General features: G+C 70.7%; 15 protein-coding genes and 1 tRNA gene. 5 read left to right on the forward strand and 11 right to left on the reverse strand.

Annotated elements, in window-relative coordinates; translation table 11 throughout:
- Nucleotides 1–149: 149 nt before the first annotated feature.
- From def to orn, 8 genes are all read right to left on the reverse strand, one after another.
- On the reverse strand, nt 150–752 hold the full coding sequence (gene def / locus AB0K08_RS13375; protein WP_363355240.1) for a peptide deformylase: 603 nt from the start codon (nt 750–752) through the stop codon (nt 150–152).
- A 55-nt stretch (nt 753–807) separates the two neighbouring features.
- Nucleotides 808–2034: an amidohydrolase gene (locus AB0K08_RS13380; protein WP_363355241.1), complete on the reverse strand. Its 1227-nt coding sequence runs from the start codon at nt 2032–2034 to the stop codon at nt 808–810.
- Nucleotides 2034–2336, reverse strand: coding sequence for an antibiotic biosynthesis monooxygenase (locus AB0K08_RS13385; RefSeq protein WP_363355243.1), 303 nt, complete (start codon nt 2334–2336; stop codon nt 2034–2036). The genes AB0K08_RS13380 and AB0K08_RS13385 overlap by 1 nt, the downstream gene beginning before the upstream one ends.
- A 76-nt stretch (nt 2337–2412) precedes the next feature.
- Entirely contained in the window at nt 2413–3090 is a 678-nt protein-coding gene (locus AB0K08_RS13390) for a response regulator transcription factor (protein ID WP_363355245.1), read from the reverse strand.
- Complete coding sequence (locus tag AB0K08_RS13395) at nt 3090–4313, reverse strand: histidine kinase (protein ID WP_363355246.1); 1224 nt, start codon at nt 4311–4313, stop codon at nt 3090–3092. The genes AB0K08_RS13390 and AB0K08_RS13395 overlap by 1 nt, the downstream gene beginning before the upstream one ends.
- Complete coding sequence (locus tag AB0K08_RS13400) at nt 4307–4801, reverse strand: hypothetical protein (RefSeq protein WP_363355248.1); 495 nt, start codon at nt 4799–4801, stop codon at nt 4307–4309. Before AB0K08_RS13400 ends, AB0K08_RS13395 begins: the two co-directional genes overlap by 7 nt.
- Before the next feature lie 334 nt (nt 4802–5135).
- A tRNA-His gene (locus AB0K08_RS13405) sits at nt 5136–5211 on the reverse strand.
- 39 nt (nt 5212–5250) lie between these two features.
- Complete coding sequence (gene orn / locus AB0K08_RS13410; protein WP_363355250.1) at nt 5251–5874, reverse strand: oligoribonuclease; 624 nt, start codon at nt 5872–5874, stop codon at nt 5251–5253.
- A gap of 97 nt (nt 5875–5971) precedes the next feature.
- Between orn and mptB (AB0K08_RS13415) the strand changes: the two genes are divergently transcribed.
- Genes mptB (AB0K08_RS13415) through AB0K08_RS13425 form a run of 3 tightly spaced genes read left to right on the forward strand, consistent with a single transcriptional unit; the run spans nt 5972 to nt 10637 of the window.
- Nucleotides 5972–7543, forward strand: coding sequence for a polyprenol phosphomannose-dependent alpha 1,6 mannosyltransferase MptB (mptB, locus tag AB0K08_RS13415; RefSeq protein ID WP_363355252.1), 1572 nt, complete (start codon nt 5972–5974; stop codon nt 7541–7543).
- Nucleotides 7540–9150 carry a polyprenol phosphomannose-dependent alpha 1,6 mannosyltransferase MptB gene (mptB, locus tag AB0K08_RS13420; protein ID WP_363355253.1) on the forward strand — a complete coding sequence of 537 codons (1611 nt, stop codon included), beginning with the start codon at nt 7540–7542 and terminating at the stop codon, nt 9148–9150. Before mptB (AB0K08_RS13415) ends, mptB (AB0K08_RS13420) begins: the two co-directional genes overlap by 4 nt.
- Nucleotides 9147–10637, forward strand: coding sequence for a glycosyltransferase 87 family protein (locus tag AB0K08_RS13425; RefSeq protein ID WP_363355255.1), 1491 nt, complete (start codon nt 9147–9149; stop codon nt 10635–10637). The genes mptB (AB0K08_RS13420) and AB0K08_RS13425 overlap by 4 nt, the downstream gene beginning before the upstream one ends.
- A 195-nt stretch (nt 10638–10832) precedes the next feature.
- Here AB0K08_RS13425 and AB0K08_RS13430 read toward each other — a convergent pair whose 3' ends face one another.
- Both AB0K08_RS13430 and AB0K08_RS13435 read right to left on the reverse strand, forming a co-directional pair.
- Nucleotides 10833–11723, reverse strand: coding sequence for a hypothetical protein (locus AB0K08_RS13430; RefSeq protein WP_363355256.1), 891 nt, complete (start codon nt 11721–11723; stop codon nt 10833–10835).
- A 566-nt stretch (nt 11724–12289) separates the two neighbouring features.
- Nucleotides 12290–13666, reverse strand: coding sequence for a helix-turn-helix domain-containing protein (locus tag AB0K08_RS13435; protein WP_363355258.1), 1377 nt, complete (start codon nt 13664–13666; stop codon nt 12290–12292).
- A gap of 59 nt (nt 13667–13725) precedes the next feature.
- On the opposite strand from AB0K08_RS13435, the gene AB0K08_RS13440 reads away from it, so the two are divergent.
- Together AB0K08_RS13440 and AB0K08_RS13445 are read left to right on the forward strand one after the other, a co-directional pair.
- Nucleotides 13726–14787, forward strand: a complete 1062-nt coding sequence (locus AB0K08_RS13440; RefSeq protein ID WP_363355260.1) for a ferredoxin reductase — start codon at nt 13726–13728, stop codon at nt 14785–14787.
- A gap of 268 nt (nt 14788–15055) precedes the next feature.
- Complete coding sequence (locus tag AB0K08_RS13445) at nt 15056–16156, forward strand: acyl-CoA desaturase (RefSeq protein WP_363355416.1); 1101 nt, start codon at nt 15056–15058, stop codon at nt 16154–16156.
- 58 nt (nt 16157–16214) lie between these two features.
- Here AB0K08_RS13445 and AB0K08_RS13450 read toward each other — a convergent pair whose 3' ends face one another.
- Nucleotides 16215–17873: a DUF2079 domain-containing protein gene (locus AB0K08_RS13450; protein WP_363355262.1), complete on the reverse strand. Its 1659-nt coding sequence runs from the start codon at nt 17871–17873 to the stop codon at nt 16215–16217.
- Nucleotides 17874–17985: the final 112 nt, after the last annotated feature.

Consider the following 17985-nt stretch of genomic DNA (forward strand, 5'->3'; position numbering starts at 1 on the left):
GTAGGACGCGGGCGTGGGGGGCCCCCCCCCCCCCCCCCAAACCCCCCCCCCGGGGGGCCGCGCCCCCCCCCCCCCCCCCCCCCCCCCCCCCCCGCGGCCCCCCCCGCGCCCGGCCCCCCCCCCCCCCCCCACGTCGTTCCAGCCGTTCCCTAGACGTTCTCCCCGACGTCCGCCTCGTCGTGACCGAAGGGGTCGGCGTCCACGCCGGGGAGCCAGGTGTTGCCGGCCACGCTCCAGCCCTCGCGGCGCAGCGACTTCTTCCACCGGCGGGTCCACTTGCCGTTGAGCCGGTTGATGTACAGGTAGCCGTCGAGGTGGTCGAACTCGTGCTGCATGATCCGGGCGAACCACCCGGTGGCCTCGAAGTCGATGGACGCTCCGTCCACATCGATCCCGGTCAGCCGCACGTGGTCGGAGCGCTTGAGCGGGAAGCTGTACCCCGGGACGGACAGGCAGCCCTCCGACTCCTCGTCCGGATCCGGGTCCTGCTGGGAGGTCTTGCCGAGGCGGGTCAGCACGGGGTTGATGACGTGACCGCGGGAGGGTGCCTCGCCGGAGTCCTCGAAGGTCCAGGTGAACACGCGCAGCCCCACGCCCACCTGGGGCGCCGCCAGGCCGACGCCGCGGGCCGCGTCCTGGGTCTCGAACATGTCCGCCACGAGGGTGCGGATCTGATCGGTGATCTGCGTGACCTCGGCGGCCCGGCGGTGCAGGACGGGCTCGCCGTGGATGGTGATCGGACGGACGGTCATGGTGCTGGGGGCTCCTTCGCTACGGTGGCGCCGCGCTCCGGACGCCCCAGTGATTCTAGCGAACGGGCAGGTAGGCGAGCGCGGCCAGCACCTGCGCCCGGGTGGCCACCTCCAGGGTGGGGTCGAGGGCCGGGGCGAAGGAGGGGGAGTGGTTGGCCGGGATGTCCGTGGTCACGGTGCCCGCCAGCACCGCGGCGCGCCAGGTCTCGGCCGGGACCGAACCGACGAACCAGTAGGTGTACGGGATGCCGAAGGCCCCGGGCAGGCGGCTGAAGTCCTCGGAGGCCGTGGCCGGGGTGGCCTGATGCACCGCCTCCGCCCCGAGGTGTTCCGTGAAGGCCCGCGTGACGGTCTCCGTGACCTCGGGATCGTTGGAGGTCAGGGGGAACTGGTCGTAGTACTCGAACAACGGCTCCCGCGGGGAGCCGGCCGCCGCACACTCGCCGCGGACGATGCGCTCGATCGAGGCGATGATGCGCTGGCGCAGCTGCGTGTCATAGGTGCGGAGGTTCAGCCGCAGCTCCGCCCGGTCCGGGATGGTGTTGGCGCTCGTGCCGGCATGGGAGGCACCCACCGTGACCACGGCGAACTGCCCGGGCTCGGTCTCGCGGGAGACGATGGTCTGCAGGCGCAGCACGATCGAGGCGGCCAGCACCACCGGGTCGACCGCCTGGTGGGGCATGGACCCGTGGGCGCCGCGGCCGAACACGGTGATCCGGATCGAATCACCGGCGGAGAGGGCGGGACCGGGCACCGTCCCGATGGTGCCGGCCTCGGCGGGCATGACGTGTTGGGCGAGGGCGACGTCCGGGGCCGGTACCCGCGCCACCAGGCCGTCGTCGATCATGGCCCGGGCGCCCGCCGCGTTCTCCTCGGAGGGCTGGAACAGCGCCACATAGGTCCCGGACCACGCGGTGCGGTGCTCAGCCATCAGCCGGACAGCCCCCAACAGGGCGGCGATGTGCAGGTCATGACCGCAGGCGTGCATGACGCCCTCGGTCTGGGAGGAGTAGTCCAGCCCGGTGTCCTCCGTGACCGGCAGCGCGTCGATGTCCGCGCGGGCCAGCACGGTGGGGCCGTCGCCGTTGCGCAGGACGGTCACGAGTCCGGTCCCGCCGCAGCGGATGACCTCGAGGCCCAGCCCGGTCAGCTCCCGCTCGATGCGTTCGGAGGTCCCGTGCTCCTGGAGCCCGAGCTCCGGATGGCGGTGGAAGTGGCGGTAGAGCTCGCGCTGCCACTCCAACTGACCCGGGAGGGTGTCCAGCACCCCGGCGGCGGCCATCAGAGGTCCACGACCTCGAACTCCAGCAACTCCGCCCCGCTGGCGACGGGCTTCCTCTGCTCGCCGACCGGGCCGCCGTGGGCCGCGGCGGCCCGGGTCTCGCGCCAGGCCTGGAAATCGGCCTCGGTGGCCCAGTGGGTGACCACGAAGTAGCGGTCCTCGCCGGCGGTGGGCCGCAGCAGCTGGAAGCCCTCGAAGCCGGGGGAACCGTCCACGGCGTGCTTGCGGGCGGCGAAGCGCGCCTCCAGCTCGGGGCCGGAGCCCTCCGGGACGCTGATGGCATTGATCTTCACGACGCTCATGTCAGGGCAGGCCTTTCGTCAGGCGGAGGGTTCCGCGGGGCCATCCTAGGCCGAACGGAACGGGCGGATCACCCCGTCACTGCGGCAAGGGGTCATCCGGACGGACGAATCCGCTGCGGTAGGCCAGGGCCACCGCGGCGGCACGGTCCCGGGACCCCGTCTTGAGCAGGATCCGGGAGACATGGGTCTTCACGGTGGCCTCACTCAGGACCAACAGGTCCCGGATCTCGGGGTTGGACATCCCGGCGGCGATCATGCGCAGCACCTGTTGTTCCCGGGTGGACAGCAGGGCCGGCACGTCCGTCTGGTCGGTGAACCGGGGCCGGAGCCGGTCCACGAGCCGGCTGGCCGCGGTGGCGTCCAGCCAGGTGTCGCCCTGGGAGACTCGGCGGATGGCGTCCGCGACCTCCGTGGGGGAGGCATGCTTGAGCAGGTAGCCGCTGGCGCCGGCCCGGAGCGCATCGACCACGAGGTCCTCGTCGTCGAAGGTGGTCATGATCAGGACCCGGATCAGCCGGTCCGGGCTGGCGCCGTTCTCGGCCAGCAACGCGCGGGTGGCGGCGACCCCGTCCATGCCGGGCATCCGGACGTCCATCAGCACCACGTCGGGTCTCAGCTGCAGGGCCCTGGTGACGGCCTCGGTCCCGGAATCCGCCTCGCCCACCACCTCGAGATCCTCCTCCGGCCCCAGCAGCATCGAGATCCCGGCGCGGACCATGGCCTGGTCGTCCACGATCATCACGGTGACGGCCATCAGCCCGCCTCCCGGGTTTGCCGCTCGGGCGGTTCTGCGGGCCCGGCGATGCGGCTGCCTGACGGTCGGCCGGGGGTGACGGGGACGGTGGCCTGCAGGAGGTACCCGTCCTCGGTGGGGCCGGCCCGAAGGGTCCCGCCCACCACATCGACCCGTTCCCGGAGCCCGGTCAGGCCGAAGCCACCGGAGACCGGCGGCTGTGGGCGGGGGCCGGGTCCGTTGTGCACGGTGACCACCACGGTGGCCGGCCGCCACTCCAGGACGACCCTCGCCGCGGTGCCGGCCCCGGCGTGCTTCATGGTGTTGGCGAGCCCCTCCTGGACCACCCGGTAGGCCGTATGGCTGACGCTCGGGTCCAGCGGCACGGGGGTGCCGGTGGTGGACAGGAGGAGATCGAGACCGGAGTCCTGGCCGGAACGGATCAGCCCGTCGATGTCCTCTACCCCCAGCAGGCCGGACGGGGGTGCGCCCTCGGGGGCGGGGGAGCGCAGGATCCCCAGCATGCGGTGGAGCTCACGCATGCTCTGTGCGGCCGTGGACTCGATCCCCTCCAGGGAACGGACGAGGTCGTCCGTGGACGCCGACTGCCGGGTCAGCCCGGTCCGCGCCCCGGCCGCCTGGAGGACGATGGCCGTCAGGGAGTGGGCCACGTTGTCATGCAGCTCCCGGCTGATCCGGCGGCGTTCTTCGGCCAGGACCTCCCGGCGTGCCTCCGAGGCCTGCCGCCGTTCGCGGGACAACCGGCCGTCCGCGGCCCCGAGCATCCTCCCGGCGATCCAGGCGGCGAGGTACAGGAGGGACCACAGGGACGCGGAGACGAGAAGGTACTGCGTGCCGGGGCTGGCCGCGAAGTGGTAGGCGGTGGCCGTGTTCACCGTGACGGGCACCGCGGCGCCGGCCAGCCCGAGGAGGGCGAGGCGGCGGTCCGCCTGGCGGGCCAGGAGGAACAGCGCCATGGCGAACCCGGCGAAGGTCTCGATGGCGGGGACCACGAGTGAGCACAGGGCCACGCCCAGCACGGCCAGGTAGCCGGGGACGGCCGAGCGGAACAGGGCGAGACAGCCGTAGGCGAGGACCATGACGGCCACGACGGCCACGTCGGCCCACGGGGAGAGGTCCGCGCCCGACCACGTGACGCTCAGCCCGCCCCACATCAGCAGGTCGATGGCCAGGAGAACCACGGTGACGGACCCGCGGATCACCAGGGCCCGTCCCGTCAGCATCCCTTGATACGGGGAAACAGGAAACACCATATCGACCTCGTGACCTGTGCGGGGGCTTCCGCAGGGGTTTCGGTACCGGGGCCCGTGCGGCCCCTGGCGTGGGGCAGGGCGGACCGGGCCAGGCGGCTGAAGCCCGGGGGCAGCAGCTCGCCGTCCAGGGGCAGGGTCCCCTCGGGGAGGACGGCGGCGGTCCAAGCGGCGCCGTCGTCGGATTCGACGGTCCGTTCGTAGACGGCGAGGGACTCGGACACCCGGGCGCCGAGGATGACCGTGACCGGGGGCCGCAGCCCGGACGTGCGGGTCACCACCAGGTCCCGTCGGACCGCCCAGCCCGCCACCTCTCGGCCCTGGGCGTCACGCAGTCGCACGGACGTGGCCGCCTCGGAGGACGGCTCCTGCGGTTCGGGTGGTGTTGCGGGTGGTGTTGCGGGCCGTGCGGCGGAGGGTGGCTCGGCCCGTCCGGTGCCGTCATCGGATGAAGTGCGCACGGTTCTCCTCTGCTTAGGACCTGTACCGGTATCCTGCCCCATCTCGGTTCCGGAGCGGAGGCCTGCGGCACTGCGGCGTCTCGCGGGTCCGGATGACCCTGTGATGGAGGCAGGACCACCCGAACCCGGATTCCCCGAGACGTTCCATGAGACGGAGCGCGTTCCGCCGACCAGTGGGCTGCTCGACCGTGAACGTCCTCCAGTCTTGCCGATCCGGTCAGTCGGGTCGTCAGCCCAGGGCGGTATCCCGGGTCATCCCGGGTGAAGCGAACGAGGGAGGGTGGCACAAAGAACGCCGGCCCGGACCTGAGGAATCAGGACCGGGCCGGCGATATGGGGTGAGTAACGGGGCTTGAACCCGCGACCTTCTGGACCACAACCAGACGCTCTACCAGCTGAGCTATACCCACCATGTTCGATCGGCTAACCGACCGTGACAGCGCGTTCCATCATACACGGTTTCCGGGGGCGTCCGAACCGATGCCGGCGGCGATCCGCTGGGCGGCCTTGGAGTCGGGCCCGGGGGCGGGCACCAGGACGGCCTCGCGGTAGTACCGCAGCTCGTTGATCGAGTCGACGATGTCGCCGAGGGCACGGTGGCCCCCGGTCTTGGCCGGTGACTGGTAGTACGCCTTGGGGTACCAGCGGCGGGCGAGCTCCTTGAGCGTGGAGACGTCCACGATCCGGTAGTGCAGGTGGTCCGTGATCGCCGGCAGGTCCCGGGTCAGGAACAGCTTGTCCTGGCCCACCGAGTTGCCGGCCAACACCGCCTTGCCCGGGGTGGGGCAGTGCTCGGTGATGTAGGCGAGGCAGGCCTCGGACGCCTCGGCGAGGGAGACGCCGTCGTCCAGCCGCTCCAGCAGGCCGGAGGAGGTGTGCATGTCCCGCACGAACGGCACCATCTGGTCCAGCGCCGCCTGGGGAGGCTTGATGACGATGTCCACGCCGTCCCCCAGCACGTTGAGCTCCGGATCGGTCACCAGCACGGCGATCTCCACCAGGGCGTCTGCCACGGGATCCAGCCCGGTCATCTCACAATCGATCCACACGAGGTTCTCTGCTGTAGCTGCCACGCCTCCCACAGTAGCCTGAGGCCCGGTGGTAGTTTGTGTCGGAGCCCGCGGCGGGCTGTGGACCGGCCGCCCACTGCATGGAAGGATCCCGCCTGCGATGAGCGTGTCCAGCACCCGGACGGTATCCGTGACCGCCTCGTGGACGGTGTCCGTCTGGGTCCCGGCGGTGATCGGCTTCCTCGGATCCTGCGCGGTGCTGGCCGGTTCCCTCTCCGTGGGGTGGCTTGCCTCCGTCTCCCCGATCAACCGCTGGGCCTGGCTGATCCCCTGGCGCACCACCGAGTACGGGGTCATCACCGGCACCGCGGTGCTGACGCTGGGCTGCTGGCTGATGTTCTGGGGGTGGCTGCGCCTCGGCACGGTGCTGCGGCCCTTCGGGCCGGGGGCCCTGAGGATCGTCAACCTCACGACGACGGCCTGGATCCTGCCGCTGCTGGCCTGCCTGCCGATCTTCTCCCGGGACATCTTCGCCTACCTGGGGCAGGGTCGGCTGATGGTGGCCGGCCAGGATCCCTATGAGGACGGGATCTCCACGCTCTCCAACTGGTTCCAGCTGGGCACGGACACCACCTGGGCCCAGACGGAGACCCCGTACGGGCCGGGCTTCCTCTGGATCGAGCAGTTCGTCATGGCGGTGGCCGGTCCCGACGACCCCGACCTGGCGATCTTCCTGTTCCGGCTGGCCGCCGTGGCGGGGGTCGTGCTCATCATGGTCTACGTGCCCAAGCTGGCCTCCCTGCTGGGCACCGACGGGGCGCGCGCCCAGTGGATCACCGTGGCCAACCCGCTGTTCCTCATCAGCTTCGTGGCCTCGGGCCACAACGACGCCCTCATGACCGGACTGGCGGTGGCCGGTGTCTGGTATGCCGCCACCGGCCGCGGCCTGCTGGGGGTCCTGCTCGTCACGGCCTCGCTGGCCATCAAACCCATCACCATGGTGTTGCTGCCCTTCATCGGCCTGCTCTGGGCCGGTCGCGGCGCCAGCTGGGCCCGGCGCTTCGGCTACTGGTTCCTCACGGCCGGGATCGCCGGCGCGATCATGGTGCTGGTCGGGCTCCTCAACGACTTCGGTTTCGGCTGGCTCACCGTCATGCTCGGGACCGGGACCGGATCCGTGCCCTGGTCGCCGGTCGGGATCCTGGCCGAGGGCACCAAGGTGATCCTCGGCTCCCTCGGGATCGACAACCAGTGGGTGCTCGAGGCCTTCAAGACCGCCGGCCGGCTGCTCTCCGTGCTCGTGGTCATCTGGCTCATGTTCCGCGGCCGTCACGAACACCTCATGCAGCGGATGACGTGGGCCTTCACCGCACTGGTGGTGCTCACCCCCATCATCCAGCCCTGGTACCTGCTGTGGCTGCTGCCGTTCTTCGCGGTGATCGGCATCCGCAGCGACTGGCAGTTGAAGTGGGTCGTGTTCACCGTGGCCTTCTTCGTGGCCTTCGGCGCCGCGGACCAGCTCTTCGTCTGGCAGTTCCTGGGGATCGGCCCCCAGCTGGCGCAGGGCGCGACCCTGCTGTCCTGGGGCTGCATGCTGTGGATCCTGCTGCTGGACCCGTGGACGAGCTCCATCATGAAGGAGGAATGGCACGTGCGGGCCGCCCTGCGCCGCACGGTCGCGCGCCTCCGTGGACGGCGTCACCGGGAGCCGTCGGAGCCGACCGCCCCGTGACGGAACCCAGAAGTGTGGCCCCGGGGCGGCTGGAGGGCCTGCGCCGCCGCCTGGGCGAGGCGCCGTTCACCCGCCGGCTGGTGGGCGGGCCGGACCAGCTGACGGCTCCGAGCCAGTGGCAGGGGCTGATCGGCTCGGTGATGATCATGGTGGGTTCCTGGGGCGTCGGCTGGCTCGCGATGACCCCGACCTCCCTCTTCGCCCGGACCACCGTGCTCAATCCGCTGCGCGTGGAACCGGTGGGCGTGGTGGCCTGTGCCATCCTGCTGGTGGTGGGCTCCCTGCTGCTCGTGCGGGCCTGGCTGCGGCTGGGGCAACGGCTCGAGGGGCAGTGGCACACCCACACCGCCGGCTCCACCGTCACCCGGGCCACCTGGCTCTGGGCGGCCCCGCTGATGCTCGCGTTCCCCGTGTTCTCCCGGGACGTCTACTCGTATCTCAGTCAGGGGCGGCTCCTGCACGCCGGGCTGAACCCGTACCAGGACTGGATCTCCGAGCTGCCCGGGTGGTTCATGCAGGGGGCCGACTCGATCTGGGCCGAGTCCCCGTCGCCGTACGGCCCGTTGTTCCTGCTGGTGTCCCGGGCGGTCTGGTTCATCACCGGGGGCAGCCCGGAGCCGGGGTTCCTGCTCTTCCGGCTCGTCTCGGTGCTGGGGCTGGCGCTGTGCCTGTGGGCGGTACCGCGGCTGGCCCGGCGGTTCGGTACGGACCCGGGCTGGTCGGTGTGGATCTCCGTGACCAATCCGCTGTTCGCCCTGTACATGATCGCCGGCATCCACAACGACTCGCTCATGGTGGGACTGTTGCTGGCCGGATTCGTCCTGCTCGGCCCGGAGGCCTCCCGCCGCCGGAACCTGACCGGGTTGGTCCTGGTGTCCCTGTCCATCGCCATCAAGCCCCTGACGCTCATCGCCCTGCCCTTCGCCGGTCTGCTCATGCTCAGAGAGCACCCCGGCTGGCTGGCCCGGGTGAAGGTCTGGGCGCTGTGCCTGGCCGTGGCCGCCGTCGTGCTGGCCGGCCTCGGCGCCCTGACCGGCCTGTGGTTCGGGTGGGCGCCGGCGATGCTCACCTCGGGGGACGCCGCGTTCCCCTATGCCCCCTATGGGCTGGTCGGCCTGGGGATCGGCTGGCTCGTGGACTCCGTGTCCGGGTCCGGAGTCCGCCCCGTGGCCGACGTCGTCTACACGCTGGGCAAGGTGGTGGCGGTCGTGTTCACCGCCTGGCTGGCCCTGACCCGGCGGCCGGTACATCCCGTCCTGGCCACCGGACTGGCCCTGCTGGCCGCCGTCGTGCTGGCCCCGATCATCCAGCCGTGGTACCTGCTCTGGGTCCTGCCCCTGTTCGCCGTGGTCCGGCGGTGGCACGGTTGGCCCGTCTGGACGCTGTACCTGCTGGTCATGCTGCTCGTGGCCATCGGAGTGGTGGACCAGCTGTCCGTGGCCCAGTGGATCTCGCTGTTCTGGGTGCGGGTCACCACCGGCATCGTCGGTCTCGCCTATATGGTGTTCATTGTCTTTCTGGACCCCAAGACGTCCACCCTGTTCCCCCTGACCGCCCGCTGGCGGTCCCGCCGCCCGAGACGCACCACCCATCAGGAGATGCCGTGAACCAGACCGGACCAGCCGCCCCCCACGCAGGCCCGGACCGCCGGTTGCTGCTCGTCCTCGTGGGAGCCACCCTGCTGGCGGCCGTGATCGCCGTGCTGTCCAAGCAGTGGTGCCGCGTCAACGGCTGGGAGGCGCCGGGGGTGCACATCCACATGTGCTACTCGGATTTCGGGCAACTGTTCGGCACCCGCGGACTGGCCGAGGGGTACTTCCCGTTCTACACGCCGCTGCCGGAGGACCAGTGGATGGAATACCCGGCACTGCTGGCCGTGGTGGCCGGGGTGAGCGCCTGGTTCGTCCCCGGTGAGGGGACCCTGTTGGAGCGCACCGTCACCTATTTCGACGTCAATGCGGCCGGCGCCCTGATCTGCTGGCTGATCCTGGTGATCGCCACGGCCTACACCGCCCGGGGACGGTCCAAGGATGCCCTGATGGTGGCCGTGGCCCCGGGGATCATCCTGACCTCGTTCCTGAACTGGGACCTGTGGGCCGTCATGCTGGCAGCCCTCGGACTGTTGCTGTGGTCCCGCAGCCACCCCGTCCTGGCGGGGGTGGTCCTGGGCCTCGGGGCCGCCATGAAGCTGTACCCGCTGTTCTTCTTCGGTGCGATCCTCGTGCTGTGCTGGCGCGCCGGGAAGCTCGGGGTCTTCTTCAAGTCACTGGCTGCCGGCGCCGTGGCCTGGCTGGCCGTGAACGTGCCGTTCATGCTCACCGCCTTCGACCAGTGGAGCCGCTTCTACACGTTCTCGGGGGACCGTGAGGTGTCCTTCTCCTCGATGTGGCTGGCCTTCACCTGGACCGGGTGGTCGGGGGAGGCGTTCTCGCTGATCTCCAACGGACTCTTCGCCCTCTGCTGCCTGGGCATCGCCTACCTGGGGCTCTCCTCCCGGCACCGGCCCCGGATGGCCCAGCTGTGCCTGCTCATCGTGGCGGCCTTCATCCTGCTGGGCAAGGTGTACTCCCCGCAGTTCGTGATGTGGCTGATCCCCCTGGTGGTCCTGGCCCGGCCGGACTGGCGGCAGTTCTGGATCTGGCAGGCCGTGGAGGTCTACCACTGGGGTGGGGTCTGGATGGAGTCCGCCCGGATCACCTCGGACGGCGAATTCGGCGGCGGGGCGCTGTGGATCCCGCTCTGGTACGGCTCCGGGATCGTGCTGCACATGGCCGCCGTGATCTGGATCTGCGTCTCCGTCATCAGGGACATCCGCGATCCGGACCGCGACCTCGTTCGCCGCCCGGAGGAAACTGCACCACCGAGCAGCGTCAGCACTGCCCCGGCGCCCGGCTCCCACCCTGATTCGGCGCTTGGCTCCCACGCTGATCCGGCGCTTGGCTCCCACGCTGATCCGGCGCTTGGCTCCGACGCTGTCCCAGCGCCGATGCATGACCCCGTGCCAAGGTATGACCCCTCCGCCGGCATCCTGGCTGGGGAGCCGGACCGTTTCCTCTTGCCACCGGCCGGGAGGGGCCTCGTCCGGACCGGGTGACGCCTGCCCTACATGCGTCATGCGGTTTTCCGGGTGTCACCGTGGATCTCGATCGGGACACCCGGATCATCGGATGATGAGATGTCTGTCTGCCGCAGTCTGCCGCAGTCCGCCGTAGACCCTTGGCAGCCCTGGAGTTCCGACTTGCCAACGGCGCGCTCGGTTGGCACGGGGCTGGGCCAGTACAGCTCTGGGTCAGATCAGTGGGGGACTCCTCAGCGGGACTCCGTTCTCCGTGAGTAACCGGCAGAACGCCGGAGGGTCCTTGAGGTCGCGGTCGATCCACCGCACCACGTCGTAGCCGAGGCGGGCCAGCTTCAGCTCCCTCTGCTTCTCGCGTGCGAGGGCGTCGGCACCGCCGTTCGGCCCGGCCAGGTCGGCCCCGTATTTCCACAGGCCGTCGAATTCGCCGAGGAGGACCCTCGACCGCACGGTGCTGCGTTTCCACCGGAAGTCGGCTCTGGCCACTTCATGGCCGTCGGCGTCCATGACCTGGTACTGAAGATCTGGCACCTCGAATCCCAGCTGGTAGATGAGTGCCCTGCTCGTGGATTCCTTGGGAGACTCGGACCGGGGATCGGCGAAGGACATCGTGTGCAGGGCCCGGCGACGCCTGGCCCGGGGGAGGGGTAGATCCTCGAGCAGGGTGGCGGTGGCTGCGAACGACTCCGCATGGTGGCGGAGCAGGTGGTCGGCGATGGCGACGGTATCAATGAGGGCATCGGTACTGAAGACGGTGGCACACGCCCACTGGATGGTGTCCGCCAGCACGTGACCGACGAACTGGCCATCACCCAGGTGGACCGGAACGACCTCGAACTCGGACCGGGCCGGCGGATGCGTCGCTGGGATGTTCCAGAGCGCGCTCGTGACGGGAAGGGTGGGTAGCTTTCCGCGGGGGAGCTTGACGCCTTCCCCGCGGAGGGAACCGGCCAGTCGTGAAGCCGCTTTGGCGTTGGGGTAGGGCCTGGGCGGGATGGAGCGGCCGGATCCCCCTCGGGAGGTGGCGCGGGTGTGTATGACGTCCGGGAAGTCCCCACCGGGAAGGCCATGCAGAACGGCGGCCGTCTGGTGGGTGAAAACCACTTCTCGGCGGCGTGATTTGGCATGGGCTACGACGGCCAGGAGATGGCGGTCCCAGGGGGCGCAACGAAGCCAGGTCTCCAGGTCGCAGTAGATTCCGCGGGCCAATCGAGCGAGTTGACCCTGACGTGCCTGGTGGGCGAGGACTTCACTTCGCCACGGATCCCCTTGGGACGACAGGAGGATCGGGGGACCGGCGTTGAAGGGGTCAGGAGGGGAGAGCAGAGTCTCTGGAGAGAGCGGAACACGATGGGGCACCTCTCCATGCTGGGCGGATGGCCGTCCGCTCGGCCGCCGCGTCCCCTCCCGGTGTGGACGATGCTGCGAGAACGGTCCGCTGTGGAGTAGTGGGCGCGTCAGAAGCAGCGTCTGGACACGTGCCTGCACCGGCGCGGCGAGTGACCGTGGGCTGCCGGCTCATCATGCGTTCATCCGGGTGTCACGGCGGAGCCCGAGCGCGACACCCGGATTTCTGCATGATCGGCACGACCGGTCGCCAGGATCAGTCACCAGGACCACGCGGCATGACCACCTCGGCTGCGACGAGGTATGCCGTCACCGCACGCAGATCACTCCGCGCCGGCCCCCTGGCCCCCTGAAGCCTGGCGGGCACGCAGCACGAGTTCGAGTTCGAACCGCGCCTCGGGGTCGTCCAGGTCGCCGCCGAACAGGTCCTTCAGCTTCGCCACCCGGTACCCCACGGTCTGGGCGTGGATCCCCAGCTCGCGCGCCACCGGGAGGCGCTGGCCCCAGTGGACCAGCCACAACAACAGGGTTTCCTCCAGGACACGGCGCTTGGCCTCCGTCAACTCCTCCAGGGGAGCCAGCCGGCGGGCGGTGAGGTCCGCCATGACCTGCGGCTCGGACCCGAGGACGATGCGGGAGAGGTGATCCGACGCGAAGACCGGTCCCGCCGGGTCGACCGTGGACGCGAGGTCTGCGGGCTGCGCCGGGTCCGCCGGTCCCGCACGTTCTCCGGGTGAGGCAAGCGGCAGCTGGGCCGCCACCAGCTGGGCCACCCGGTGGGAGTGCGGCAACCCGTCCCAGGCGACGGGCGGACCCAGGACGGCGGAGGAACCGGCGAAGACCTCCCTCAGCCGGGGCCGGAGCCGCTCGGCGTGCGGCACGGACACGATCGCCGTGGCCTCGGACTCGCGCTCGACCACGATCCCCGAGGTGCCCAGTCGCGTCCGGACACCGGCAGCCGCCGCGAGGGGGAACACCGCGGCCGCCATCTGCTGGGGCAGGTGCCAATCGGCCCCGGAGGCCAGCCGACGTACCTCGTGCAGCTCGACACCGCCGCCCACCAGGGCCGCCACGAGGTCCGCCCGGCGCATCTCCAGGGCCCCCGCATGGGCGGACTGCTCGACCGCGTAGGCTTGCACGCTCACCGCGGACAGCTCGTCGATATAGGCCAGGATCGTCTCGCCCAGGTCGACCACCACGTCCATGGCCATGCCTTGCTCGGCGCACGCCTCGGACAGTCCGCGGAAGGTGATCCGGGCGCTCGTGCGGTACGCGGCCAGCAGGGCGTCCATGCTCCGGCCCTGCCGGAACTCTCCCGCCCCGAGGGCCGCCACCAACTGGCGGGACTCCTCGTCCAGCCCCGGGGCGGACGTGCCCGGAAGGGAGAGCAACTGCTCCAGGGCGCCCTGCACTCCCATGAAGAGCACATCACTGAACCGCTCCGTCCTGGCCATCCGATAGGCGGGGATCTGGTCCGGCACCGTCTGGATGATCTGATCGACGACGGCCGGCACCGCCGGGGCCAACAGCTCCGCCAGCTCCGGGGGCAGCGATTGCCACGGGGGTCCCGAGACATCCTTCGCGCCGCCCGTCCCGGCCCCGTGGGAACGCTGGGCACCGGAGGTGTCCCCGACCGTCGGGGCCGGCGGGCCACCGGCGAGGGGATGCGGCGAGGGATTGTCATGGGAAGACAACTTCATGGAGTCAATCGTATCCCCGCAGTGAAGAACTTTGTCCTGCGGGCCTATAGTCTGGGTCAATGGCCGGTCGTTCCCTGTTGTCCCTGTTCTCCTCAGTGCTCTCCACCCCTCGATCCCCCCAGGACTTCCTGGCCCTGTTGGACCCGGTGCACTCGTCCCGGCAACTGCGCGGGATCGTGACGCGCGTCGAGCGCCCCGCCCCCGGGACGGCCACTATCTCCTTCCGTGCCGGCTCCGGGTGGAAGGCCCATCAGGCCGGCCAGTGGGCGCGGATCGGGGTGGACGTGGACGGCGTGCGCCAGTGGCGTTCCTACTCGCTCTCCGCCGCGGCGGGCATGGACCCGGAGATCACGGTCTCGGACATCGGCAAGGTCTCCGGGGCGCTGGTGCGGGACACCGAGCCCGGTGACGTGCTGTTCCTGGCCCGGCCCGAGGGGGACTTCACCCTGCCCGAGCACCCCCGTCCGCTGTTGATGCTCACGGCCGGGTCCGGGATCACCCCGGTGATGTCCATGATCCGCACGCTGGTCCCGCGCCGTCCGGATGCCGATGTGGTGCTCATCCACTCGGTGCGCACCCGTGAGGCCTCCGCCTTCCGCGAGGAGCTGGAGGAGCTGGCCCAACAGTTCCCGGGCCTGCGGGTTCTCCACCACCTCACCGCGGACGAGGGTCGACTGGACCTCACCTCCCCCCACGCCATGGACCAGGTGTGCCCGGACTGGCGGGACCGTGCCGCGTATGCCTGCGGGCCCACGGGCTTCCTGGATGACGCCGAGGCGCTCTGGTCGCGCGAGATCGGGCCCGGCGCCGAAGGCCTGCGGATCGAGCGGTTCCAGGCCGGCCTGACGGCGGGTGTCGCCGGGGCCGGTGGCGTGGCCGTGTTCGAGACCTCGGACCTCGAGGTCCAGGCCGACGGGGACCTGCCGCTGCTTCTGGTGGCCGAGGACGCCGGCGTGGCCGCTCCCAGCGGCTGCCGGATGGGCATCTGCCATGCCTGCCTGGTGCCCCTGCGCTCGGGCCAGGTCACCGACCTGAGGACCGGCGAGGTGCACGGAGAGCCCGGGGAACTCATCCAGACCTGTGTCAGCGCCGCCGCCGGACCGGTGAGCCTGGCGCTGTAGAACGTCAGAACCTCAGAACGCTCAGAACCCACCGATCTCCCGCCTCCAACCCCCTAGGAGCAGCATGACCCTCACCGACCTGCAGCAGATCACCGGCAAGACCAAGACCAAGACCATCCAGGGTCCGGACACGGTCAGCTGGGCCCCCGGCCGCGGCAAGGGACCCTCCGGGGAACCACAGCCGAAGGCGGCCCAGCACGCACAGGCCGAGGGCCGGCGTCGTGCCTCGGGGGCCGGCACCCCCGCAACCGGCGCGGGGCGTGCCGGGATGCTGGCCGCCGCCGGCAGCCCCACCGTGCGCCCGCCGGCCGCCGCCCACCTCAGTGACGAGCAGGTGGCCGAGCTCGGGCGGGAGCTCGACGCCGTCCGGGACGGGGTCCTGGCGCAGCGCGGCGCCACGGACGCCGCCTACATCCGCAAGGTCATCCGCGTCCAGCGCGGACTGGAGTTCGCCGGCCGCACCTGTCTGCTCGGCGCCAACCACAAGCTGGCCTGGGTGGCCGGCACCGCCATGCTGACGGTCGCGAAGATCATCGAGAACATGGAGATCGGGCACAACGTCCTGCACGGTCAGTGGGACTGGATGCGGGACCCGGACATCCACTCGACCACGTGGGAATGGGACTTCGTCACCCCCTCCAAGTCGTGGCAGAACACCCACAACGACATGCACCACCGCTGGACCAACGTGATCGGCAAGGACCGGGACGTCGGCTACAACGTCCTGCGGGTGGACCGGGACCAGCCCTGGGAGCCCAAGCACGTTTTGAACCCGGTCATCAACGCCGGGTTGGCGCCGATCTTCGAGTGGGGCATCGCCCTGTACGACCTGGAGCTGGACCGGGTCAAGACGGGGGAGAAGTCCAAGGCCGAGCTGGTCCGGGACCTGAAGGTCGTCGGGGCGAAGGCCGCCAAGCAGTTCGCCAAGGACTACGCGGCCACCCCGCTGGCCGCCCAGCTGCTCACCGGCTCCGGCCGGTCGGCGCTGCTGGCCACCGCCACCGCCAACGGGCTGCGCAACATCTGGGCCCATGCCGTGATCTTCTGCGGTCACTTCCCCGAGGGCGCCGAGACCTTCACGGAGGAGATGGTCGAGGGGGAGACCCGCGGCGACTGGTACGTGCGGCAGATGATCGGCTCCGCCAACATCTCCGGCTCCAAGGCCATGCACTTCATGACGGGCAACCTCTCGCACCAAGTCGAGCACCACCTGTTCCCGGACCTGCCGTCCAACCGCTACGCCGAGGTGGCCGTGCAGGTCCGCGAGATCTGCGAGCGCTACGGGCTGCCCTACAACATCGGGCCCCTGCACCGGCAGATCGGCTCCACCTGGGGCAAGATCTTCCGCCTGGCCCTGCCGAACCGCTGAGCGCGGCGGGAAAGGCCTGCACGCGGGCCGGGCGGGCCCGGCTGGTACCTGGTGAGGCCTACGGCACGTAGCCGGCGCACACCGGGTCCACCGGCTGGTCCCGGTGCAGCACCCAGATGCCGTGGTCGTCCCGCGTGACGGGCTCGTAGCCGAGCCGCTCGGCGCGGGCCAGTGCCTCGTCCGGGGTCAGCGGGTCCCAGCCGCCGAGCTCCTCGGCCGTGGTGTCGATGATCATCCACGTGGCCAGGTCGTCGCCCATGTCCCCGTGCAGCCCCACGTAGGTGCGGTCCACCAGGTGCGGCACCGCGTTGTCCGCGGCCTCCACGCAGACGCCGTCCGGGATGGACTGAACCGCACGGTCCAGGGCGTGGGCCCACTCGGTCATCTGCCAGTTCTGCCCCGTCACGGTCCGGTGCAGCGGGAAGACCTGGGGGAAGACCGCGGTGCCGGCCACCCCCGCGGCCAGGAACACGGCGGTGAAGACGGTGAAGACCCGGGGACCTGAAGACCCGGAGGCACGACGCCGGCCCTCGGCCACGGCGTCCGGCTCGCCGGTGCTGGGCTCACCGGCACTGGCGGCGGCGCGGCGCCGGGCGCGCCAGGCGACGATCCGGGCCAGTGCCTCCAGGGCGGCCATTAGGAAGATGACCCCGAGGATGGCGTCGTACTGGTAGACCGGGCTCCAGACGTTGAGTCGGTCGTTGAAGAGGCGGGAGAGCAGGATGGGCGCGCCGATGAGCGCATAGGGGGAGAGGAACGGCAGCAGCCACAGCAGCACGAAATGCAACAGCCACAGCCCGATCTTCAGCGGGTGGTCGAAGAGGACCGCGGCCGCGGCGAAGGGTTCGGTGAGCATGAACTGCAGCGAGGATGCCATGTCCGGGCCCAGCGCCGTGAACTGCCAGTAGCCGAACTCACCCTCGGGGGAGAAGTGCGGGATGACCACGGAGGTTGCGAACCAGTAGCCCGCCACGCCGGCCACCGCGGAGAGCACCGCCGGGGCCCAGGCGCGCTTGAGAGCGAACACCAGGGCGATGGCCAGCACCGTGATCCCCATGTCCTCGCGCACGGCCAGCAGGGACAGGGAGAGGCCGAACCCCAGCCAGTACCGGCGGGCGTCGATGGCCCAGATCACCCACGCCATGATCGGGACGCCCAGCGTGATCTCGTGGAGGTCCCAGTTGACCATGGCCTGGAACGGCCACCACAGCATCAGGCCCGCGGACGCCAGCAGCGAGGGCAGGTGGCCGCAGCGGCGCCGGGCGAACAGATAGACGGGGATGGCGCAGGAGGCCAGGAGCAGGGCCATGGCGATGCCCAGCATCCGCGGGTCGTCCCAGATCCAGTACAGGGGGGCCAGCAGCACCAGGATGGGGTGGAAGTGGTCCCCGAGGATGTTGAAGTCCACGCCCTTGATCGGGACGATGGGCTCCCGGAACAGGGCGTACTGACGCACTGCCTGGTCGAAGATGCCCAGGTCGTAGCCCTTGGCCTCGAAGTTCCGGAAGCGCAGGAACGAGTGGACCACGTAGAGCGCCACGGCGGCGGCCATGACGGCCCCGAGCTGCAGCCACTGCCGGCGCGTGGTGCGTGGTGCGGTGTCCACGGCCCCGTCCCGGCGCTCGGGCTGCCGGCCGATGACCCAGCGGGGCGGGTGGCCGGGCACGCGGCCGGACGTGGCACCACGGGACGGGTCGGGGGTGGGGGTCCGGGGCACAGGCCACCTTCCGGTTCGGGACTGGGACATCCCCACCATCGTAATGACCGGAGGCGGGCGCGCGGGTCTCGCGCCGTTCCAGGGCCGCCTCCAGGGTGGCCCGGGCGGCTGA

This window comes from Citricoccus sp. NPDC055426, assembly GCF_040677445.1.
In the GTDB taxonomy this organism is placed as follows: Bacteria; Actinomycetota; Actinomycetes; order Actinomycetales; family Micrococcaceae; genus Citricoccus.

What these genes read in the sequence shown, in the direction of transcription:
- def (WP_363355240.1), bottom strand. Translation starts at nt 752, where the DNA reads ATGACCGTCCGTCCGATCACCATCCACGGCGAGCCCGTCCTGCACCGC.
- AB0K08_RS13445 (WP_363355416.1), top strand. Translation starts at nt 15,056, where the DNA reads ATGCTGGCCGCCGCCGGCAGCCCCACCGTGCGCCCGCCGGCCGCCGCC.
- mptB (WP_363355252.1), top strand. Translation starts at nt 5,972, where the DNA reads ATGAGCGTGTCCAGCACCCGGACGGTATCCGTGACCGCCTCGTGGACG.
- AB0K08_RS13385 (WP_363355243.1), bottom strand. Translation starts at nt 2,336, where the DNA reads ATGAGCGTCGTGAAGATCAATGCCATCAGCGTCCCGGAGGGCTCCGGC.
- AB0K08_RS13440 (WP_363355260.1), top strand. Translation starts at nt 13,726, where the DNA reads ATGGCCGGTCGTTCCCTGTTGTCCCTGTTCTCCTCAGTGCTCTCCACC.
- AB0K08_RS13390 (WP_363355245.1), bottom strand. Translation starts at nt 3,090, where the DNA reads ATGGCCGTCACCGTGATGATCGTGGACGACCAGGCCATGGTCCGCGCC.
- AB0K08_RS13380 (WP_363355241.1), bottom strand. Translation starts at nt 2,034, where the DNA reads ATGGCCGCCGCCGGGGTGCTGGACACCCTCCCGGGTCAGTTGGAGTGG.
- AB0K08_RS13395 (WP_363355246.1), bottom strand. Translation starts at nt 4,313, where the DNA reads ATGCTGACGGGACGGGCCCTGGTGATCCGCGGGTCCGTCACCGTGGTT.
- AB0K08_RS13435 (WP_363355258.1), bottom strand. Translation starts at nt 13,666, where the DNA reads ATGAAGTTGTCTTCCCATGACAATCCCTCGCCGCATCCCCTCGCCGGT.